Genomic DNA, 21,436 nt, shown 5'->3' with positions numbered 1-21,436 from the left:
TGTCGTCGCCGCCGCGCCCCTCGAACTCGCTCTGACCGGCGGCGACGCCAGGTAGACCGGTCGAGCCGGTAAACCCGGCCGCATTGAACGTGTCGGCATAGTTGCTGCCGATCACCCCCTCGATGTTGACGAGCGTGTCCGTCCCGACGCCGGGTCCCGAGGCGGTGCCGGCCGCGAGGTTGACGGCGATGCCGCCCGTCGCATCCGTGTAGATGGCGCGGTCGAAGCCCAGACCGCCATCCAGGAAATCGCTGCCGCCGAGGCCCTGGAGACGGTCGTTGCCGCCGAGGCCGCTGATGGATTCGGCATTCGCGGTTCCGACGAGATCGTTCGGGTTGTCGTCGCCGACGATCGGCGCCGCCGGCGTGCCGAACAGGAAATCGCTCGCCGTCAGACTGCTCAGATTGACGTTCTGAAGCGTGAGGCCCTCGCCCGAATTGAACGTGACGACGGTATTGGGGCCGATCTGCGCCGCATGCGATTGCAGATCGGCAAGGCTGAAGATGCCGTACACACCGGTCAGATCGATCTTGTCCTGGCCATGGACGAAGTCCTGGATGAAGTCGAATCCGCCACCGGTCGCGTAGACGAAAGTGTCCGTGCCGGCGCCGCCGCTGAGGAAGTCGTTGCCGGCGCGACCATCCAGAGTGTCGTTACCGACGCTGCCGGAGAGGCTGTCGTTGCTGGCGCTGCCGATGATGGTGTCGTTGAAATTCGACCCCAGAACGTTGAACACGGCACCGGTGATGGAGTCGTGGCCAACCGAGCTGTCGCCGTCGGCCGTGCCTGTAGTGAGATTGACATTCACACCGCCAGTCGAGTTGCCAAACTGGATCTGCGTGTTTCCGTTGCCGCTGATGACGTCATCGCCACCCTGCCCCTGGAATGAGTTGAAGTTCGCGTTGGGGCCGGTGAAGCCCGTTGCGTCATAGACATCGTTGAAATTGCCGCCCATCGCGCTGTTGACACCCGTGAAGGTATCGTGACCGGTCGAGCCGTTGCCGGTGGCAGTGCCGCCCGCGAGGTTGATGGTCACCCCGCTGGTCGCGTTGGCGAAGATGAGGCGCGTATTGCCGTTGCCGGTGATGGCATCGTCACCGCCGAGGCCTTCGAACTGGTTGAACGTGCCGTTGTTGCCGACATTGGCCCCGGTCACGCCGTAACCGGTGGCGTCGTAGGTGTCAGCAAAGTTGGTGCCCTGAATGCCCTCGATCGAACGAAGTGTATCCGTGCCGTTCGACGCATCTCCGGTGACGATACCGGCCGCCATATTGACGGTGATGCTTCCCGTGGTGAAGAAGATGTTGTTGTAGGATGACACGTCGAAGCCGCCGCGGCCGTCGATATCATCGTTGCCGGCAAGGCCGGTGAAGGTGTCGTTGGTCGCGCCGCCGAGCAGGGTGTCGTCGAACATCGACGCCTGGACGGCGTTGACGCCGGTGAAGTGATCGGTGCCGACGGATGAATCGCCGGCGGCAATGCCGGTGACGAGGTCGACCTGGACTCCGGCCGTCGCGTTGTTGAAACCGAGCCGGGTAAAGCCGTTGCCGGTAATGGTGTCGTCGCCGCCATTGCCGGTGAACTCATTGAAAGTCCCGTTCGAGCCGGCGTTGACGCTGCCCGAGCCGAAACCTGCGGCATTGTAGGTATCGGCGAAGTTGGTGCCGCGGATCGCCTCGATCCCGCGCAGCGTGTCCGTCCCGACGGTCGAATCGCCGGTCACAGATCCGGCGGCGAGATTGACGGTAATGCCCGTCGTGGTGTTGGGATCGATGTTGTAGTCCACCCGGTCGAAGCCGCCGCGACCGTCGATATAGTCGTTGCCCGCAAGACCCGCATACACCTCCGCGGTGAACATCGGATTGTTGCTACCCAGAATCGTATCGTTGTAGGCGGAGCCCCACACGCCGTTGAAGCCGGACCCGACGAGGGTGTCGTGGCCCACCGATGCATCACCCTGCGCATAACCGGCTGCGAGATCCACCGTCACCGCCCCAGTGGCGCTGACATAGGAGACGCGCGTCAGCTCCGCCCCCTGGCTGTTGGTGTTGCTGATGATGGTGTCGTCGCCGCCTTTGCCTTCGAACTCGTTGTAGCCGACGGGGCTCCCCGGAACATGGGCATCGCCGGTGAAGCCGGCTCCGTTGAACGTATCGGCAAAGTCGCTGCCGATGGCCGCTTCGATGTTGACGAGCGTGTCCGTCCCTACGCCTGCGCCGGACGCCGTCCCCATTGCGAGGTTGATCGTGACGCCGCCGGTTGCGTCGGTATAGACGGCGCGGTCGAAGCCCGGGCCGCCGTCGAGGATATCGTCACCGGAACCGCCGGTGAGATAGTCCTTGCCGGCTCCGCCAAACAGGATGTCGTTTCCGTCACCGCCGCTGAGACGATCGTTGCCGTCCTGGCCATCGATCAGATCGTTGCCGCTTCCGCCCGAAAGCACGTCATCGCCAAGCGAGCCGAACAAGGCGTTACCGACCGGGGTCAGCACGGCATCCTGGACCTGCTGGTCGAGGTTGTCGACGTAGAGCGTCGTGAGCTCAGTCACCGAATCCGGATCGGAGAAGTCCGTCGCGGCCAATTGGTCGGCGGCCTCGCCCTGGGCGACCTGACCGGCCTGCGCCAGTTCAGTGACGTTCGTGGCCGATTGAATGCTGTCGTTCGCGGCAGCAACGACCTCGATAACCGTCGCGGCAGCTGCAGTGCTGACGCCGGAGAGCGTGACAACGCTTAGAACGGTATCGGAAGACGCCAGATTGAAGGTCGGCGCGTTGGGAACGGTCTGAGACGCGGTAATCGCGCCTGCAATGGCTGTAATGACCGCGTCCGGCTCCACGCCGACCGCTGACACCTGCGCGACCGTGCTTTGGACCTGGATGGCCGCGGCAAGCACTGCCGTCGCTGTCGCATTGCCGGTCACGGCAGCGGGCACCGGATCGTACGACAGCAGGTCAATGGGGTTTTGGGGATCAGCGGCGAGATCGACGTTAAAAGCGGCCGCAATGGCGCTGATGGCCTGGTCCACGGTGAGGGGGGTCGCACCGTTTGCCGTGCTGTCGACCAGCGCGACGATCAACGTCGTCAGCGGCGTGATGACGGTCGATCCCTCCGGCGCCCTGAGCACGCCGGCGACCTGCAATCCCGTCGAGATGTCGACACCGCCGATACTCACGAGCGGACCGGACCCGCCCGCCAACGTAAAACTGCCGTCAGCTCGCGTCGTCGTGAACGCCTCGCCTGCGTCGAGTATTCCGTTGTTGTTGGCGTCGGCAAAAACGGTTGCGCCGCCGATATAGCCGTCGATATCAAGCGCGTTGATCTCGTTGGCACCGGGCGTCACGGCCAGCGAGAGCTCGGCCGAGCTCACCGCCTGATGAACGCCGTCGTCGGAAATCGCGGTGATTTTCAGTGTGATCGGATCGGGGCTGCCGACGGCATGGTTCGGAACCAGGACGACGTTCTGAATTGAGTCGCCCGTCACCAGCCAGGTGCCCTCTCCGATCGCCGCGCCATTCTGGACCGTAAAGCTCGACGGCACCCCCTCGATCTTCACCGACAAGGCGCTGCTTTGGTCGATCTTACTCGCCGCGATATGGAGGGTGATGTTTTGATCGGCGGCGCCCGATGAGTCCTGAACGCTCAGATGAGGCGCGTCCTGCGCGCCATGGATGTCAAAGCTGATGTTCTTGGTCGTGCCATCGACGGCCTTGACCGTGAAGGTCTCCGTCTTGACCTCGTTGGCGCCGAGATACTGAATTGCGGTGTTGTCGACCGAATAGCTGTAATGGCCATCGGCCAGCAGCGTCACCGTGCCGAGGTTCCCGGGTGCCGTGATCTGGCCCGCCTGAAACACCGCCTGATTCTGGTCGGCATCGCTGATCGCGAGCTGGCCAGATGCGGTGAGCTGACCATCTTCCGTGACATCGTGCTGGGTGAGACCGCCGATATCGGCGGCATCGTTGACGCCGTGAATCGTGAACGCCACGTCCTTGGTGGTGCCGTCCAGAGCCCTGACGGTGAAGACCTCATCGCGGGTCTCGCCCTGGCCGAGATATTGCACGAGATTGTTGGCGACCGAATAGCTGTAGGCGCCATTGGTGCCGATCGTCAGCGCCCCGAGATTGCCGGCCGCGGGGGTGACGGCGGTTTGGAATGAATTCTGATTCTGGTCGACATCGTTGATTGACAGCGTGCTCGACGCCGTCAGGACGCCGTCCTCGGTGACGTCGTGCTGGGCGGGATTACCGATCACGGCTGCGTCGTTGGTACCCGTGATGTTCACCACGATATCGCGGGTAGCGGTACCGTCGGCCGAGGCAACCGTCAGGGTGTCGGTGACCTGCTGTCCTGCGGCGAGCGGATTCGATTTCACGGGATCTAGCGTATAGGTCCAGGCGCCGGTCGCCGGATTGAATGTGAAATTGCCATAGGTGCCGGCCAGCGAGGCCGGAGCTGCGAAATGGTTTTGGCCATTGTCGACATCGTGCACCGCAAGCTGGCCCGACGCGCTGGGATCGCCGGCCACGGTCCCGGCCTCGGTCACCGAGATATCCTGGCTCCCGGACACCGTAATCGTGGCCGAGTCGTTGCTCCCGGTGATGGCCACGGTGAGCGTCGACGAGCCCGTTCCTCCGTGGTTGTCGGCATTCGTGTAGGTGAACTGCTCCGTCACCTGCTGGCCTGCGGCGAGCGCTTGCACGGACGCGCTGGAATTGTTGAGCGTGTAGGTGTAGGCGCCGGTCGCCTTGGTGACCGCCAGCGTTCCATAGGTGCCGACCACGGTGATCGTGGTGCCGTTGTCCGTGCCTCCCGCCACGGCCGACACGGTGTGGGTGTCGCCGGCATCGGCGTCCGTGTCGTTTGCGAGCAGACTGCCGCTGGCAACGGCCGTCACGTCCTCCTTGAGGGAGGCGATATCCGCGACTGCAACCGGCGCGTGATTGGTCGGGCCCTCGATGACGACCTCGACCTTTTCGATCGAGACGACGGCCAGATCGAAGCTGCTGAACGCGTAGTTTGCGCTGCCATATCGAGCGATAAGTGCCTGGATTGCCGCAAGATCGGACCTGAACGAAGCCGAGTTCGCGAACTCTTGCGTGACGACCAGGCGGAGCGAGTCCTGGCCCTTGCCGCCGTCGTAGATATCGACAGAATCCACGTTCTCCGAAACGCGATAGATCAGGATGTCGTTGCCATTGCCGCCGCTGACGATATCGGTGCCGGCGCCGCCATCGATGATATCGTCGCCGTTTTCGCCGGCGATCAGATCGTTGCCCGCCCCACCGAGCAGCGTATCGTTGCCGTTGCCGCCGAGGATGATGTCGTTGCCCGCACCGGCATTTACGCTGTCGTTGCCATTGCCGCCCTGAATGAGGTCATTGCCTCCCCCGGCGCCGACGGTATCGTTGCCATTCCTTGCATTGATGATGTCAGCCGAGCCGGTGCCGGTGATTTGATCGTTTGCATTGGTGCCGTTAATGATCATGGAAATTCATCTTTCTCGATATGGCAACAGTCATTGCTCGCGAGCGCGCGAAAGCGGCTTGCGTTGTGCGGATGGAGAAATCTTCAATCGTCGAAAGCGGAACGCGATATCGACGCGACGCGTGACGTCGTGCGGTCGCTCATGGTGAGCCCCCTCCCGTAACCTTCCCGATTTTTCAGGTTCGCCGTCAGCCCAACGGCGCGAGTTTGAAATGACGTGGTCTTGTTATTGTGCGACGCCTTGCGCCGTTGCTAGCGTCGCCTGAATTCTCGAAGTCGAAATTTCCGACCGTCGAAAAAACTTTTCTGAGAATTGCAAATTGTTTCCATTGTTGCGCGACTGCGTCAAGACAGCACAGCTGCTAACCTTAAGCCGGGTGTGAACTAAACGGTGCAGCTGCGAAAGCGCATGTCCCCGATCTGCGATCGGGCGCGATTTCAGCAAGCCGGAGGGGCGGTGCTCTGCCGGACTGCAGCACAACAAGAGCTGGAACGAAGCGATCGCCCTTGCCATGAGGCTCGACCCGACGAGATCGCCCAGGCTGCCGAGCAGATGAGCTACCACCGCTGATAGCAGCAGTTCAGGATTTGAGATTCGTCGCGCTGGATTACGTGCGACACTTTGACGCACCCAGATCTCCCCGCGGATCGACCTCGGGAGGAGAAAGCCAACACCGAAACTCATCTGGCTCGTGCAGAGCAACGTCATCTCGATTCCCGGAAGGAAGACTATTCCTCGTCCATGGAATAGCGCCGGCACGTTTTGACGCATGACCCGAATGGGTCATCCGGGCCCAGCTAGCCCCCCTCCCTCCGCCGGGACCATGCCGCTAGACTTTGGTCGAGCGCCATTTTTCAGGAAAAATAGGCAAGGGGGGGGCTTGCGTCGCGCCGCCTGCTCGCGAAGCATCACGGTCAGGGAAACGCGTCGGAAAGCCCCTAATGTCAGGGGGTGTCTACATGGCAATCAGCGCAAAGCGCGTTGGCTTGCAGCGATGACCAGCTCAGCGGAGGGGGACCGCTCGTGAAGGCCAATCAAATCGACGGCGAGGAACTGTCGAAGGTCCTCAATCGACTTGGCGAGGCCGCCGTGAATCCGGAAGCATGGCGCGCCGTCATGGATGACATCTGCAAGGCGGTCGGAGCGTCAGCAGCCCTGCTCCTTCAGAGCGATATCAGGACCCCGGACGTTCCACGCACGGAATCGATCGCCGAAGCGACCGACTTTTACTTCAGGAACAACTGGCAATTGAGGGACCCGCGCGCCAAGGGCTTTCCGCGCATGATGGCTGGTGAAGTCGTGACCGACCTCGATGTGATGACCCCGGAGCAGATCCGCGCCGATCCCATGTACAACGAGGTGCTGTTTCCATTCGGATACCGGTGGTTTGCCGGCATCGGCTTCTGGGCTGACAGCGCAGCGTGGGCATTGACGATCCAACGCACCGGCCGCGAAGGCGCATTCGAGGCGCGCGACAAGCAACTGCTTGCCCAATTGGCGCCCCGCCTGACCGAGACCGCCACGCTCGCGACAGCGATTGGACGGGCCGCGCTGACCTCGATGACCGACGTCCTCGACCGGGTTCGACAACCGGCATTGGTCCTCAATCGGGACGGAATGGTCCTGCGCACGAACGCGGTCGCAGACCGTGGATTCGACGATGAGATTCGCATCAGGGACCGGCGTCTCGTTCTCCGCGACAAGCAGGCGATGACGAAACTCGATCAGCTGATCAGCATGATCCGATCGACCCCCGACGCCGCCGCCATCCCCGCCTCTCCAATCCTTATCCGCCGGACGACAAAGCCACCGGTGGTCTTGCGCACATTGCCGGTGGACGGCGCGGCGCGCTCGGTCTTCCTCGGCGCGCGCGCCATGCTGATCCTGTCCAACCTCGTCCCGCGCGTGGCGCCGGATCCAGTACTGATTGGCCAGGCCTTCGATCTCACCCCGGCGGAATCCCGACTGACCGCGCTGCTGGCAACCGGCGCATCGCTCGCCAGCGCCGCCGAACACCTGCGCATCTCCCGCGAAACCGCCCGCAACCATCTCAAGTCGATCTTCTCGAAGACAGGAGCGCACCGCCAGTCGGAGCTGGTCACGCTGGTTTCGCAGTTGGGGTGAGCATTTGGTTTGTGCGCGCCGGCGGTCCCAAATTTCGCCTGAGCGCGAAAGAACCTCGACGTTTTCGGCCCTTCAGCTGAAGGGTGCGGCCTTAGTGGTTCGCGCTCCACTTTCATTTTCGGCTCCGAGCCGCCACGGACACGTTCATCAGCAAGATAAACAACGCGCTGGTCGCCTCATACCTCGCCACCACGCGTTTCCTCGCTCTTCCTCGCATGATGGCTTTCCGGTCGCGGGAGCCTATGGTCCACTCCCAGCTCCGCGAACGTTTGCGAATCTCGAGCTCGAAGAACGAGAAGTCGTCCAAGCCCACGACATTGTCTCCCAACGAGTTTGACGCCATTTCGGTGCTTAACGACCTGCCGGCACCTTGTCCGACACGGGCGCAAGAACGCCGCCGTGCAATGGATGGTCGCGGAAAGCGATATGCCATCCCCCTTCGGGTGCGCCTCCCCCAAATGGGCTAGGCCGGGAAAAAACAGTGGCAGGGGTCGGCTCTGGGGTTAACCAAGGGTGTCAATGACGCCGAGCCTCGGCCAGCCGAGGAGGTCACAGGCGCTGCCTCCTCCCATGCCACCGACCCTGACCTTGCGGACGGGCCGTTAACTTCAATTCCCTGGTTACAGGGAATTCTGCAGGGAAAAGTATCTGCCGCAGGGACGCGACCGGGCATGAAATGGCGAAATGAGCGCTGGAATCGTGTGTTTTGCAGCGCGATGCATTAGATTCGGAACAGGGAAATTCCGTTGATGATCAGGGAATGTGTTCGCGCCAAGCAGGCAACATAGCACCCAATTTTCTCGCCCACGTCTCCTGCAGTCTCGTAAAACGAAATGTAGTCTTACTCTCCGGTTACAATTTTAAGATGGGACACGGTTCGCGAACGCTCGTCTGGGCCAGGAGCGCTCAGAGACTGCTGGTCCGCCGCATCGACGTCGCCTGCGTGGGCGCCACGCCGCCATCTCCCGTCGAGAGACCCAGCGTCTTAGCACCGAGTCGCCAGACCCGTCCTTGCGGTCCGATCGATCGACCGCGCGATAGCGCCTGTCCAACCTGGGAGCGCTTATAGTCGTCCGTGAATCAGGTTGACGTCTTTGCATTCGACGCTTCCGGGCTCTCTGAGCCTACTACAGGCGTCCACTCATCGAGAGGTTCATCCTGATCTCGCGAAGCCTCAAGCAAATCCGGTGCGAACGTTTTGAGCGATCACGCCCGCTGAAACTAAGTCAGGTTGGTGGCGTTGGCTTGAACCGCCGGTCTCAAGGAATTGTCATGCCTCCGACGTCAGACTCTGTCGTTGCTAGCCGACAGGCGCTCCCTTGGATCGTACTGGCGCTGGTCGCCGTCCTTGCTATTGGTGGGTTCTTTTGGACGCAGCGAAAGGTCGAAGCACTCCAGACGATGGCTGCCGCGCACCAGGACTTCGATGCCCAAGAGGTTAAGCAGGCGCTCACCACACTTCAGCAGACCGTTCAAGAGGTGCAGTCCGATCAGCGGAAGATTAGCGAGCAAGTAGACGGCCTTCGCCGAAAGCTGGCGTCAGAAGGAGGTGAGCACAAGCTTCTGTCCGATCAGCTGGGAGCGTTGAGCGCACGCGCGGACGGGCTGGCCTCCGCGAATGCGAACAGCAGCATCACGGCTGCCCCACAAGCGCCGACGAATAAACATCGGAATGCACGCGATGGCGCAAGATGACGGGGGCACCGCGGCTGATCAAGGATGGCGTGGGCCGGCTTGCCTTGTAGGCTGCTTTACCTCATGAGACCGCTCAGGCCTGTGTGGCGCTGCCCGCCGCCGCTACCAGGCATCGCTCGCACCTCATTCCCACGGGCCGAAGATATTTTTCCTTCGGCTCCTGCGAGGCGGGAACGTGTGGCACCGACATCCGATCAGGTCGGCGAAGCAGAAGTTGGCATGCACCGACGTCGATCTCGACGCTGGCCGATTGACGCTCAAAAGACCCACATTTGGCGCTGGCTTGCTTGCAACGCCAGAAGCCAACCATACCAGCCCACAAGCACGACGATAATCGCGGCGGAGATCACAAGGTATGGCAACTTGCTTTGGTTCATCGGCAGCTCAGCACTCTAATCAGGCTCGTTTAGGTCGAATGCGGCAACGGCATGCACCGATCGGAATCGATACTTTACGGCGAAGACGTCCGCGCCGAGATCACCAAGATCGATCTCTCCGGCGGACTTCTCCCGAAACCTCTGAAAGAGAGGCTGAATAGCCGTTCCAGCCTGAATGGCGACTGAACCGTACGATTTCCGTTGCTGAGACATTCCGCCTCACGCTGCGAAGAAACGCGATCCTTCACCTCCCGGACTTGGACATGCCTATAACAAAAGCGGACTTCTTGCTCTCTCTCAGAGCGGCTCGAGGTCTGCCGGAACTTTTCCGTGCCGATGTGTCAATAGCCATATTCCGCGGCTGGAATGGTCGCGGTTGCATTCCTGGCCGCCATTGCTGCAGGCTTCGGCGACGCCGCGATGACATCCGCCTTCGGCCGTACCAATCCGTCTGCGAGGCCGAACACCTGGTACACCGGGTGGGATTGCCTATCCGCGAACCCGCAATTGATGACGGGATTCCGGCCGCCGGCCCATCCGAGCTCGCGCAGTCCTCGGCGAAACGCCTCCAAGGGGCGCCAGCCAACGGTGCCCCAGGCGTCCGGCTGGACGCCCACGCCCGCAGCCGGAGCAACAGTCGGCTGCAGCCTGGGCGTGATCTTGACCAAGTTCAGCAGCGTCGCTGCCACGATCATCATGAGGATCCCGCCAACGCTGAGCGTGATCTGCATCGCAAGCCCTTCCGATATGTCGAGCAGCGCCAGGAGGCTAGCGAGCGTCAGCAGGACGCCGAGACAGAAGATTGGCAACGAGTGCCTGCCACAGAGGATGGCGCCGCGCATCACCGCTGTCGTCAATGCTTGCCGATTGGACGGCACGAACCATACCGCCACAACCGCTAGAGCCAAGAAATGCAATAGACGCAACGGATCGAGATTGGATTTGTCTGGCGGGTAAGCCAATTTGCTCAGCCCCTGCGGGATGAACGCTTCCAACGGCTTGATTCTCCAGCTCAATGCGATGACGAGGCTGAAGATCAGATAGAGCGCGGCAGGCACGAGCACCGTGCGAGACGTGAGCCAGGGGCGCACTCTTTCGCCCTCGATCATCATCCACGCACCAAGAACCGCCAATAGCTGCCAGGCCAGTGGATTGAAAGCCCAATGGCCGCTCGGCCACGCCGGCATGGACCAGCCGAACATTTGCACCAGCGCATAAAGCGCCAGCGAGGCGCCAAGCGTCACGTTCGGCATTCGGAGCAGCAACCACAGCAACGGCGCGAAAAAGAGGTGGAGAAGCACGAAGATCGGCAATACGTCGGTATTGACCGGACGGTATTGCAGGATCGCTGCGTGGGCGAGCGCCGAGCCCGGCTGGTCCAACAGAATGCGCGTATTGCTCTCATCAGCAAGACGGTCCCCGCCTGCGAGGTGAACCAAGATGGCGCAGGCGAGCGTCAGCAGCAGAAATGCGACATAGATGTCCCAACTTCGCCGCAGGGTCCGGCGGATCACGCTGGTCCACCCCTCGCAACTCCGTACTTTGCCGTAGGCCAGCGCGCAGGTAACTCCCGAGACGAACATGAACACTTCCGCGGCATCGCTGAAGCCGTAGTTCCGTGGCGTCAGCCAGCTTCCAATGTTATTGGGGACATGATCAAGAAAGATGCACCAGAGCGCGATGCCGCGGCAGGCATCAATGCGAAGGTCGCGGCTGTTGATGTTGAGCTCCGGCAGAGCGCCCGCAAATTGCTTCGGGGATGCGGTCCGATCCTGCATTGGCTTGCCTCGTCCAGGGTACGCGCAGGCTTCGAGAGGAACGATCGAGAGGAACCGAATGTCACAAAAAGCACGCTGCGAGATTCTGACAGCGCCGCAGTCCAGAATTGCTTCACACCGCCCCGGCCACGACAGCGATTGCGCCAATGATGGTATGGCCGCGCTGCGCACAACCCTCTGGTGGAGAGGCTGACTGTCGCCATCATCGTGCAAGCGCCGCAGCCTGTAAATCGGCCGGAGGTCGGTACAGAGAGGTGCCTAGGTCCTATGACCAAGGTACCGTCCTGCCGTGCATTTGGCCTCGGTCAGGTACATGATGAGCAATTCATCGCTCGCATGGACCAAGGGGCCAGCGAGCTCCGCGCTTCACGTAGTCCGCTCCCTTCTTACCTGACGGGGCACCGCTGGCCGGACCCGAGATGGAAGATGGACGATTTCGAAGGTGGGTGTATGATTCTCTATTGATCTCCGGACGGCCAGAAGACGGAGAGCTTTTTTATGAAGGTGCTTGTTGTTGACGATCACACATTGATTCGGGCCGCTCTGCACGCTGTCCTGAAGCAACTGAAGCGAGAAGCCGTCATATTCGAAGCTTCGAGCGGCCGAGAGGCCATGCACATCGTCGAGGAGCATCCCGACATCAGCCTCATTTTGCTTGATATCAATTTGCCTGATCGCGACGGCTTCTCTGTCCTTTGCGAACTGCGCGATCGCTATGCGAGGACTGCTGTCGTCATTCTCTCGTCCTCCGATGATCAAGACACGGTCAGGCGCGCTTTCAAACTCGGCGCGCTTGGTTTCATTCCGAAAACCACGGAACGCGAGGTGATGCTCAACGCCATTGAGTTGGTGTTCTCCGGCGGAGTTTACATCCCGATGGAGATACTGGAGAAGACAGCGGGCCCACGGCGTGCAAACGAGCCAGTGGCGCCCGACTCGCTCAAGGGGCTCGGGTTGACCGATCGGCAGATTGAAGTACTTGCGCTCCTGATGAAGGGAAAGAGCAACAAGGTCATTGCCGGGATGCTCAATATGGCAGTGCCTACAGTGAAAAACCACATCACGGTCGTTCTCAAGGCGCTCGGCGTAGCGACGCGCACCGAGGCCGTCATAAAGGTCGGAAAAATGGGCTGGGAGTGGCCGCCGAAATCTGGATCATGAAACGGCCCCAGCGTCTCTCCCACCATCGTGATCCCTAAACAGCTTGTGCATGACAGCACGGAGCTGCATTGGGTCGACCGGCTTATGCAGCAAAACGTATCCTCTATCCTTGGCGTCCCGCAGTGGTTCAGCTGCTGTATCGCCGCTGATGAGAATGGCAGGAATTGACGAGCCAAACGCCGCGTTGATTTGTTCAATTGCCCTGATTCCGGTCTTCCCGCGTGCGAGATGATAGTCCGAGATTATGAGGTCGGGGCGTTGTTCGCGCTCAGCAAGTCGGATCAGTCCGGCTTCGTCGGATCCGGCGGCAAGAACCGAACATCCCCATTTGCTGAGCAATCCGCCCGTTCCCTCCTGCACGATTGGAGTATCGGCAATAACAAGAATTGCCTTGCCGTCGACTGCAAAAGCACCGGGGTATGGTAAGTCGGCGGGCGCTGCGGCTCTGACGCATTCGTCGACCTTCGGAACCAGGATCGTGAATCGCGAACCGCGACCCACAGTCGAAGCCAGCTCGATTGGATGGTTGAGAAGCAAGCCAAGCCTGTCGACAATGGCAAGGCCAAGCCCCAGGCCGCCGGACCGGTTCTGCTCCGGAGCAGGAACTTGAAAAAACTCGCCAAAGATATTCTGCCTTTGATCCTCGGGAATGCCGGGACCGGTATCGTATACTTCGATGCGCAGCATTTCACCGCGCCGACGGCATCCGACCAGGATCCCGCCCCGCAATGTATAGCGTACAGCATTGGATACCAGATTCCGGAGTATGCGTTCGAGCAGCATGGCGTCGCTTCGGACCCAGGCGTCACTTGGCCTGACGCGTAAGCGCAGGCCTTTTTCACGCGTCGCCTGATCAAACGCCGTCTCGCCTTTTTGCAACAGGCGCCCGATCGGGAATTCGCTAATGTTGGGGTTAAGCATCCCGGCATCGATTCTCGAAATGTCCAACAGCGAATTGAACATTTCATCCATTTCCTTGCGCGTTGCGTCGACCCTCTCGATCGTCCTTGCCCTCTCCCCCGGTTCGAGCGGCGTGCGCAGCTGGGCAACAAACAGCCCTAATGCATGTAACGGTTGTCGCAAATCATGGCTTGCCATGGCAAAAAAGCGTGATTTTGCGGCACTCGCGAGCTCCAGTTCTTGCGTCCGCTCTGCGACCTTCCGCTCGAGTTCGACCCGCGCGCGGCGCAGACGCTCCTCCGCTTTCTTGCGCACCTCGACATCGGCGCTCAGCAACAAGCTTGGAACGGTAATGCTGATCAAGAACATCAACACCAGCAGGAACGATGCGTTAAGGTCCGTAGTTGTGAACGGGCCGCCGCCCGTGAGCGTGCCCCAAATCGTGACGCCCGCGAGCACCAGGGCGACCGTCGCGGTATCGCGTGGCCCGCGGCGCAGCGCCGCCCACAACATTGGCAAGATCGCCAGAAAACCCAGTGGATCTCGGCGGGGCGTTTGCTCGATCAAAGGGCTGAAAGCAATGAGTCCAACAACCGCCGCTGTCGTGAGGACGCCGACCGTCTCCAGAAGCCCATGGCGTTCGAAGTCCTGATAGCGGCTTGATGCCCAAAGCACGATAACGGGAGCAATGACCAGTGCGCCTGTCACATCTCCCAGCCACCAGGTGATCCACGCGTCCGCGAAACTCTTCTGTTCGATGTACCCGAAGATTGTCAGACTGGTCAGTCCAATGCTGGCGCTGATCGGCGTCGCGATGACGACGCAGATCACTGCAAACTTTGCGACAGAATCGGGGGTTGAAAACGTGTTACATCCGCCCGACCACCGATTAATGAGATAAGCGCCTACAACCGCTTCAAGAGCGTTACCGGCCGCAATCGCGATTGCGGTAGCAACCGAGCCCGCCGTCGTCGCATTTGCGATCAACGCTGCCGCAAAAATTGCTGGCCAGGTCCGATATCCCCCCAACAGCACCGCCGCCAGCGCGACACCTGTCGGTGGCCAAATTGGCGTTGAACTGGGATGAATGGACGCGAGAGCAAGCCCACCTTTGGCCAAGACGAGATAGATGGCGCCGATTGCGACCAGACTACCGACGTAGCTTAAGCCTCGGCTGGAATTTGTCTCGGGAGCAAATGGTCGAGGATTGGACATCATCGACGTCCTGAACTAGGCAACTGGTTCGTCTACCGAAACTGACTTTTGATCCCTGGATCTAAGATCGCTAGATGGATCCGGGCAGATGCACTCAGGTCGAACTGATCAGAGCAGTCTGCTGGCGGACTAAGAGACGGCACGTGCGATCGAGCTGGCCGAGGTGCTGTTCAATCCCCGCGGATTGCGTCAGAACCAATGGGACGACCAGGGCACCGTTGCACCCCGAGGAATTCGCGCCGTCTCGTCTTCACCCCGAGCTTGGGGGGACGCATCGTACGACGAAGATAGTCGCTCTGAAAGGCCGGATTTGAACCTGGACTAGGTCGTTGTGTGCGACAAAGGCCTATCTCTCGTTGGAGTCTCGGGAGTGAACCACTTGCACGATAGATTGCTGCGGCGTGCCGAGGAAGCGGAAGCTTCGCTCAGAAAATAGAAGCGTCTCCATGCCCGATGAGGCGACGAGTCCGTTGCGTCGGCCGCGGCGTTTGCGATGGGCGGTGCAATTCTCCCTTGATCGAACAACCGTAAAGAAGCCTGTGATCGAGTGACATCGTTCGACGACTTGCACGGGGGTCATCATGTCTCGGTCAAGCGGATGGCGTGAGAAATCGGATTACTCCTGAGAAAATGAAGTCTCGCAGAGATTTCGTCGATTTAGGCGCGGGCCGGCCTACAGTCCAAAGCCGCGGCCAATATCCCGCATCAGCCTGAGCGCGGCGTCAGTATGGCGGCCATAGAACAGCGCGCGATCAAGCTGCGAAAAGATGCCCGTTCCAAATAGCGCGATGGCAATGCCTCTAAGCATGGTTGTGAACCGACTTTGAACGATGCTGCGAAAGTTCAAAACGGCCCCAGCCGCAGGATGGGGTCAACAGCCGGGGCCGGCATTCCCATTCCAATGTGCCGCAATCGGCGGTAATCGGCGCGCACCCAGCTAGCCACATGAAGGCTAATGAAGCCTTTCGCGGTTCGAGCGGCCCGAGCACTTGCCTGAGAATTTCACGACTTGGCTCCATCCCGTACCCGGCCCAGCATTGGCGAGCGCGACGCCAAACCGCAGCGGTTTGGCAGATCGATGAGGTTCGATGAGCCGCGGCTGCTGCGATGCGCCTTCAAACCCTCACTTTTGACGATTGGCTTGAACATTCTTTTGGCCGCGAGGTTCCGAAAAGCGACGTGGATCACCCCTGTTCCGAAGGCAGACTAAACTGAAACACGGCCCCCCGTGGTTCATTCGCACGGGTCCAAAGTCGTCCTCCGTGCGCCTCGATGATCGATTGGCAGATCGACAAGCCCATGCCGGTCCCGTCCGGCTTAGTGGTGTAGAAAGGTTCGAACAGGCGGTCAACCATTGCCAGGTCAAGTCCGGGACCGCTATCCCGCACGGCGACAACAACGAGACTTGAGGCATCTGCAGCCGTGGTGATCCGCAGCTCCCGTGGCCCAACGTCGAGGCAGTTCATTGCCTCAATCGCGTTGAGGATCAAATTGAGAACAACCTGTTGCAGCTGGACGCGATAGCCCTTCACGAGCGGCAAGTCCGGGGCGAGGTCGGTCTGGATCAAGACATCATGTTTGAGCAACTCGCTCCGGGCTATAGTGATCACGTCCAGGATTGCACCATTAACGTCGATGCTCTCCTTCGGCGCCGGAGCTTTCTTGATCAAGGAACGGATCCAACCGATGATCTCGCCACCTCGCTCGGCTTCTGCGACAATGGATGCGAGCGCCTGCCGTGCCTTTTCGAAATTCGGAGTCTGCGTTCCTAGCCAGTTCAGTGCGGCCTCCGCGTTGCAGAGCATCGCGGTGATTGGTTGGCTTAATTCGTGTGTTACCGAAGCGGTGACCTGGCCGAGCGCCGCCGCGCGATTGGCGTGTGTAAGTTCAGCCTGCATCTCGCGGAGCGTCTCGGCAGTTCGCTTGCGTTCGGTGATGTCGCGGCTCAGACAAATGATCCGTGACCGGCCACCCTCGCAGAATTCCCGCATACGGACTTCGACGGGAAACACAGTGCCGTCCTTTCGGCAATAGCGCCTCTCGAGCGTAGCGATTTCGCCAGCCTTGAGGCGCTCGCGGTTGCTACGCCAAGTGGCTTCATCCAATTCCAGATCGAACAAGACCGCAGCTGCTCCCACCAGTTCGGCCCGGCTGTAGCCGAGACTTTCGCAGGCATTCCGGTTCACATCGCGAACGCGACCGTCTTCACTGTGGAGCATGAACATATCGGTTGCGTGATCCACGAAGGTACGGAAACGGGCCTCGCTCTCGATCAGCGCCTGTTCGGCTCGCTTGCGCTCCGTGATGTGGCGCCCCACACCGCGGTAGCCCATGAAGCGCCCCGTCTGGTCAAAGATGGGCATCCCAGAGACGGAAATATAGCGCTTGCCGCCGTCGGGGGTCGGCCGAGCGAGCTCAAAATCGCGAAACGGGAGGTGAGAATCGAGTGTCTCCCGGTGCTTGCGCCAGCCCTCTGCATCAGGCTCCAGATACGGGACCTCCCATCGTGTCCTGCCGATCTCGGAGACCGGCGGTTCGGGAAGTGTCTCAGCGAACTCCTGGCGGATGAAGCGATGCTGCGCGTCCGTTTCCCAGTACACATCAAAGGAGAATTGTACCAGCGTGCGAAAGCGCTCCTCGCTCTCGCGCAGTGCCTCCTCGGGACGCTTGCGCTCATTCGAATCGAGCGCGACCGACGCCGCTTGAATCGGATGTTGCATTATCACCTCTTGCTCTCGCGCGATGGATCAATCGAGGCGTTCTTCTGCCAGGTTGCGGCCTGTCTCTCGCCCGGTGTGGCAAATAGCGCCCGCGATCACCAACGATGCGCGAAGGGGCGAACCTGGCCTCGCCACGGCCAATAATCGATTAATTTGCCTCATGACGACTATACTCGCGTATACAAGCCGTCTCTATAGCCATGTTGCTGCGAGGACCCCGATCCGAATAAACGCGAGCAGCGTCATAAGCTTGCCGTGCGTAGCCGCTTCGTCCCCGTGCATAAGACGAGAATAACGGGACACGTCGGCCGCCAATATCGCCGTTAACCTGCGCCCGATTCCGATCCGCACCTTGGTCGACAGATCCTCCTTGGCACACTTCTATGCCGGATAAGGATGATACCAACGGGCAGTCGCCAAGAGATGGCCTTTTTACTTGTCAGCATTGAAACGACAGCTGCACTGTCACGGCCTGAGGAGAAGGAGAAATGGATTCCCTAGAGCGTTTGGACGTGGCCCGTGCTGCCCTTCGCTTTGAGGACTGCGATGTCAGCTTTCGGGAGTCGAACCGAACAGCGCAATTCGAGCTGCCGGGGGCAGCCTTCGAGCTATCTGAGACATCGGCAACTGGCTGGCAGAACCGGCCTCACCCATCCTTCGGGGAGATCTCACGACGAAGCCCACCAGCCGTCCGGGAAGGGTTCTAACGGCTCGTGATCATCATTATCGTTCGCAGGCATGCGAAGAAGCACTTCGAAACGTAGGTCGAAAACTCGGCACGTGCTCAACACCGGCCTTTTCGATGGTCCAAAATGGTGCGCAGCAAAGCCATGTAGAAACCTCGGATCGGTTGGCCAGGCGATCGCCCACCTATGAGCAGCAACCTGCCAACCATGATCTCCGTTTTGCTGCATGCGTCCCTATCGGATACCGGTCCCCTACCTAGCTTCGTGAAACTTGGGTTGTTCCCGTAGTCGCACCCTTGTGGAAGCTACGAAAATCGCGGCCTGAGACGATTGCCGCCAATATAAACGCCAGCACGCATGAAGCGGCCAAGGACCAAAGCGCAATTGCGACCTGCTTCTGCATGGCCATTCAATAGTCTGAGCTTGGGCGCTTACGCTCATCCAGATCAAAAGATCAGTGAGCTAATAGCCACAACTTGTTTTGAACCACTTCAACGGCAATCCGAGGAGGTAGCCTCGCTTTTTCAACTCATCTTCGGTTCTGTTCAAAATCTGGGCGATAGAGCTCGGTGATGCTCGCGAATTCACCAGCTTTCGAAAAATCTCGTCCTCGCGTCTTGTCCAGCGAGCAGAGGGCACGCTCACCTCCAATATCCTCACCTTAGCACTCGAAGAAACGGCTCCTGCATGGGGGCGGGCAGGAGATGCCGGAGCCGCCTCATTCGGGATCCTTGTGCGTCCGTCCGGCACAATTGGCCTATTATAACGCGCATTTAATTAGTTTTCTACATTTAATTTATTTAATTATTGAAAGATTCATGGCCGGACGCAGCGAAATGCGAACAGGCAAGACTCAAGCCACCTGCTCGACGGGAGCTGGCAGTACCGATCGGCCGCAAAGAGCAACGCCAGCAGCAGCGCGCCGACGAATACAAAATATCGGAAGATCGGCATGGACGGCCGCTCGCAAGGGAAGTAATGAATTATTGGCGGGCCGGACTGAGGCGGGCCGCTTGCTCGGCGACCCGCACTTCCAAGGGTTTAGTCGATCTCCTGGACGACCGTGCGCGTCGACGGATCGACCAGCATCACGCGTTCGCCCGAGTAGACGTAGCGGTACTTGGTGAGCGCAGGCCCCCAGTCGGCGGGCACTGCCTCGAGTTCGACCTCGCGCGGCAACGATCTTCTCGCGGGCCTGCACGGGGCGCACCTTGTGCTCGGTGACGTAGGTGCGGATCTTCGTGCGGTATTCCGGTTCGATCTGCACGGCGGCGGCATGACCCGTACCGGTGGTCGTGACGACCGTCGACTGCGCCATTGCGCCCGTCGAGATCATCGCCACCATCGCCGTCGTCAGTAGAAGCTTGTTCATGTTGATCTCCTCGCCGCCATATGCGGCATGCGAGAAGCCGCGAATGGTGGCAAGGTTCCGGAACAAAGGCCTTGCGGTTGCCTGTTTTTCCCCCGGGCATGCAGCCGCTCTTTCAACCCGCATCGCGCGCGAGGGAACATTCCCGTTAGGCAACCGGTTCGCCCGGTGGCGGCGCGCACTTGCAGTCCAAGCAGTCGTTTGTTTGTTTAGCGGGGTCAGCTGATGCCACGGACCGGTCCAGTTAGGAGTGCTCCCGATCGACGCCAACGAAGACTGTTGGTCCTGCTCGCGTTGGGGTGTGCCGTCTTTGGCGCCGCTGCGGCCGCCCTCTTCTACGTGCTGCAGCCCGAGGCCCTCCGGATCGCCGTCGGTCCCTCCGGCAGCGACGACCATCAAGTGGTCCAAGCGATAGCCGAAGCCTTCCAGGAGGAAAGTAGGACGGTCAGGCTCTCCCCGATTACGACCGCAGGGGCGGCCGAATCCCTGGGCCTCCTGGGCGCCGGCAAAAGCGACCTGGCAGTCGGTCGCGGCGACCTCGCGATGCCGGTCGACGCGCAGACACTGGCAGTCCTTCGGAAGAACTACGTCGTGCTGTGGTCGACCTCCGGGCGAGCGGGCAAGGACTCCAAGAAAAAGTCCACCGGGAAAATCGGAGAGATCGCCGATCTGGCGGGTCGCAAGGTCGGCATCATCGGAAGGACCGGGGCCAACCTCGCGCTGCTGCGGACCATTCTCGCCGGCTCCGGCCTCGATCCGGACAAGGTAGCGACGGACCAATTCGGCACCGAAGAGATCGAAAAGCTCGCGCAAGACGCCACTCTCGATGCGTATCTCGCCGTCGGTCCGCTGGACAGCAAGATCACGGCCGACGCGATCGCCGCGACTTCGCGAGCGCGTGGAGCTCCGAAGTTTCTTCCGGTCGAAACTTCCGAGGCCATCGCCCTAAAGCACGCCCGCTACGAAGCGGAGGAGATTCCTGGCGGCGTGTTCAACGCGAAACCGGCCTGGCCGGAGGACAAGGTCGACACCATCAGCGTCAACCATCTCATCCTGGCCAGAAAAGAACTCTCCGAAGCCAAGGCAGCGGCCTTCTACCGACAGCTCTTCGCCGTCCGAGATACGATCACGCAACGTGTCGCCGGCGCTGCGCACATCACCAAGCCCGAGACGGAGAAGGAAGCGGAGCCCTCAGTGCACCGAGGCGCCGCAGCGGTCATCAACGGGACCGAGCGGACCTTTCTGGACAAGTACAGCGACTACTTCTGGTTCGCCTTGCTTCTTCTTTCCGGTATTGGTTCGGCCGCCGCCTGGCTGCGTCGCTATCTGAACCGGGACGAACGGGATGATAACACCAGCCACCGCACCCGCATTTTCGCCCTGGTCACGGAGGTTCGAGATGCCGGGTCCGAACAGGACCTGCTGACATCGCAGCGCGAGGTCGATGCAATTATCGGTGAAACCCTCAGGTGCTACGATGATGGGACGATCGAACAAGAGGACTTGGCTGCATTTGGCCTCGTCCTTGAACTGTTCGATCATGCCGTCGCCGAAAGGCGAGCGACGCTGCAGAGCGGGCTCGCAGATCAGGTTGTCAGGCCACTCTCGCAGGTGGTACCGCGAAGGGAATTTTGATGTTCCCGGGCCGACCGCCGAGCGATCGACCCGGTGGCGGAAGCGGAATTCCACGCAGAAGTAGGGGACAACTTTCTATCCTGGTTCGAGCCCAGGCCGGGTCTCCGTCGATCGTGTTCATGGCTTCCGCAATACCGCCGACAATGTCGAACTGTCGTTCAATATCGAAAAAGACCTCCCGAGGGGACAGAGCGCGGCGGCCTCCTCGAAAGTATCGCTCGCGTCGACCTTGGCGCGTCCGACGGCCAGGCTCGCATCGATCCCGTCGGGCCGCGCAGCGCGAGCAGGCGG

General features: G+C 60.5%; 9 protein-coding genes. 3 read left to right on the top strand and 6 right to left on the bottom strand.

What is annotated here, in order from left to right; genetic code table 11:
* A partial coding sequence (locus tag MOV75_RS42620) for a VCBS domain-containing protein (protein WP_309486928.1) occupies window positions 1–5,485 on the bottom strand: 5,485 nt, incomplete at its 3' end.
* 1,023 nt (window positions 5,486–6,508) lie between these two features.
* On the opposite strand from MOV75_RS42620, the gene MOV75_RS06365 reads away from it, so the two are divergent.
* Entirely contained in the window at window positions 6,509–7,609 is a 1,101-nt protein-coding gene (locus MOV75_RS06365) for a helix-turn-helix transcriptional regulator (protein ID WP_246917312.1), read from the top strand.
* A 1,284-nt stretch (window positions 7,610–8,893) separates the two neighbouring features.
* Here MOV75_RS06365 and MOV75_RS06360 read toward each other — a convergent pair.
* Together MOV75_RS06360 and opgC are read right to left on the bottom strand one after the other, a co-directional pair.
* Complete coding sequence (locus tag MOV75_RS06360; RefSeq protein ID WP_246917315.1) at window positions 8,894–9,085, bottom strand: hypothetical protein; 192 nt, start codon at window positions 9,083–9,085, stop codon at window positions 8,894–8,896.
* A 937-nt stretch (window positions 9,086–10,022) separates the two neighbouring features.
* Window positions 10,023–11,459, bottom strand: a complete 1,437-nt coding sequence (opgC, locus tag MOV75_RS06355) for an OpgC domain-containing protein (protein WP_247005236.1) — start codon at window positions 11,457–11,459, stop codon at window positions 10,023–10,025.
* Between the two features lie 498 nt (window positions 11,460–11,957).
* On the opposite strand from opgC, the gene MOV75_RS06350 reads away from it, so the two are divergent.
* Window positions 11,958–12,620, top strand: coding sequence for a response regulator transcription factor (locus tag MOV75_RS06350; RefSeq protein WP_246917322.1), 663 nt, complete (start codon window positions 11,958–11,960; stop codon window positions 12,618–12,620).
* Here the strand turns inward: MOV75_RS06350 and MOV75_RS06345 are convergent.
* From MOV75_RS06345 to MOV75_RS06335, 3 genes are all read right to left on the bottom strand, one after another.
* Complete coding sequence (locus tag MOV75_RS06345) at window positions 12,615–14,735, bottom strand: MASE1 domain-containing protein (RefSeq protein WP_247005235.1); 2,121 nt, start codon at window positions 14,733–14,735, stop codon at window positions 12,615–12,617. The two genes, MOV75_RS06350 and MOV75_RS06345, sit on opposite strands and share 6 nt — an antisense overlap.
* Before the next feature lie 1,184 nt (window positions 14,736–15,919).
* Complete coding sequence (locus MOV75_RS06340) at window positions 15,920–17,455, bottom strand: PAS domain-containing sensor histidine kinase (RefSeq protein ID WP_247005234.1); 1,536 nt, start codon at window positions 17,453–17,455, stop codon at window positions 15,920–15,922.
* Window positions 17,456–19,182: 1,727 nt separating this feature from the next.
* On the bottom strand, window positions 19,183–19,320 hold the full coding sequence (locus MOV75_RS06335; protein WP_246917330.1) for a DUF1236 domain-containing protein: 138 nt from the start codon (window positions 19,318–19,320) through the stop codon (window positions 19,183–19,185).
* Between the two features lie 415 nt (window positions 19,321–19,735).
* Between MOV75_RS06335 and MOV75_RS06330 the strand changes: the two genes are divergently transcribed.
* Window positions 19,736–21,145, top strand: a complete 1,410-nt coding sequence (locus MOV75_RS06330) for a TAXI family TRAP transporter solute-binding subunit (protein ID WP_247005233.1) — start codon at window positions 19,736–19,738, stop codon at window positions 21,143–21,145.
* The last annotated feature ends 291 nt before the right edge of the window (window positions 21,146–21,436 follow it).

The sequence above is a fragment of the Bradyrhizobium sp. PRIMUS42 genome (assembly GCF_023006515.1).
Taxonomy (GTDB): Bacteria; Pseudomonadota; Alphaproteobacteria; order Rhizobiales; family Xanthobacteraceae; genus Bradyrhizobium.
This window is presented reverse-complemented; position numbering and strand designations above follow the sequence as displayed.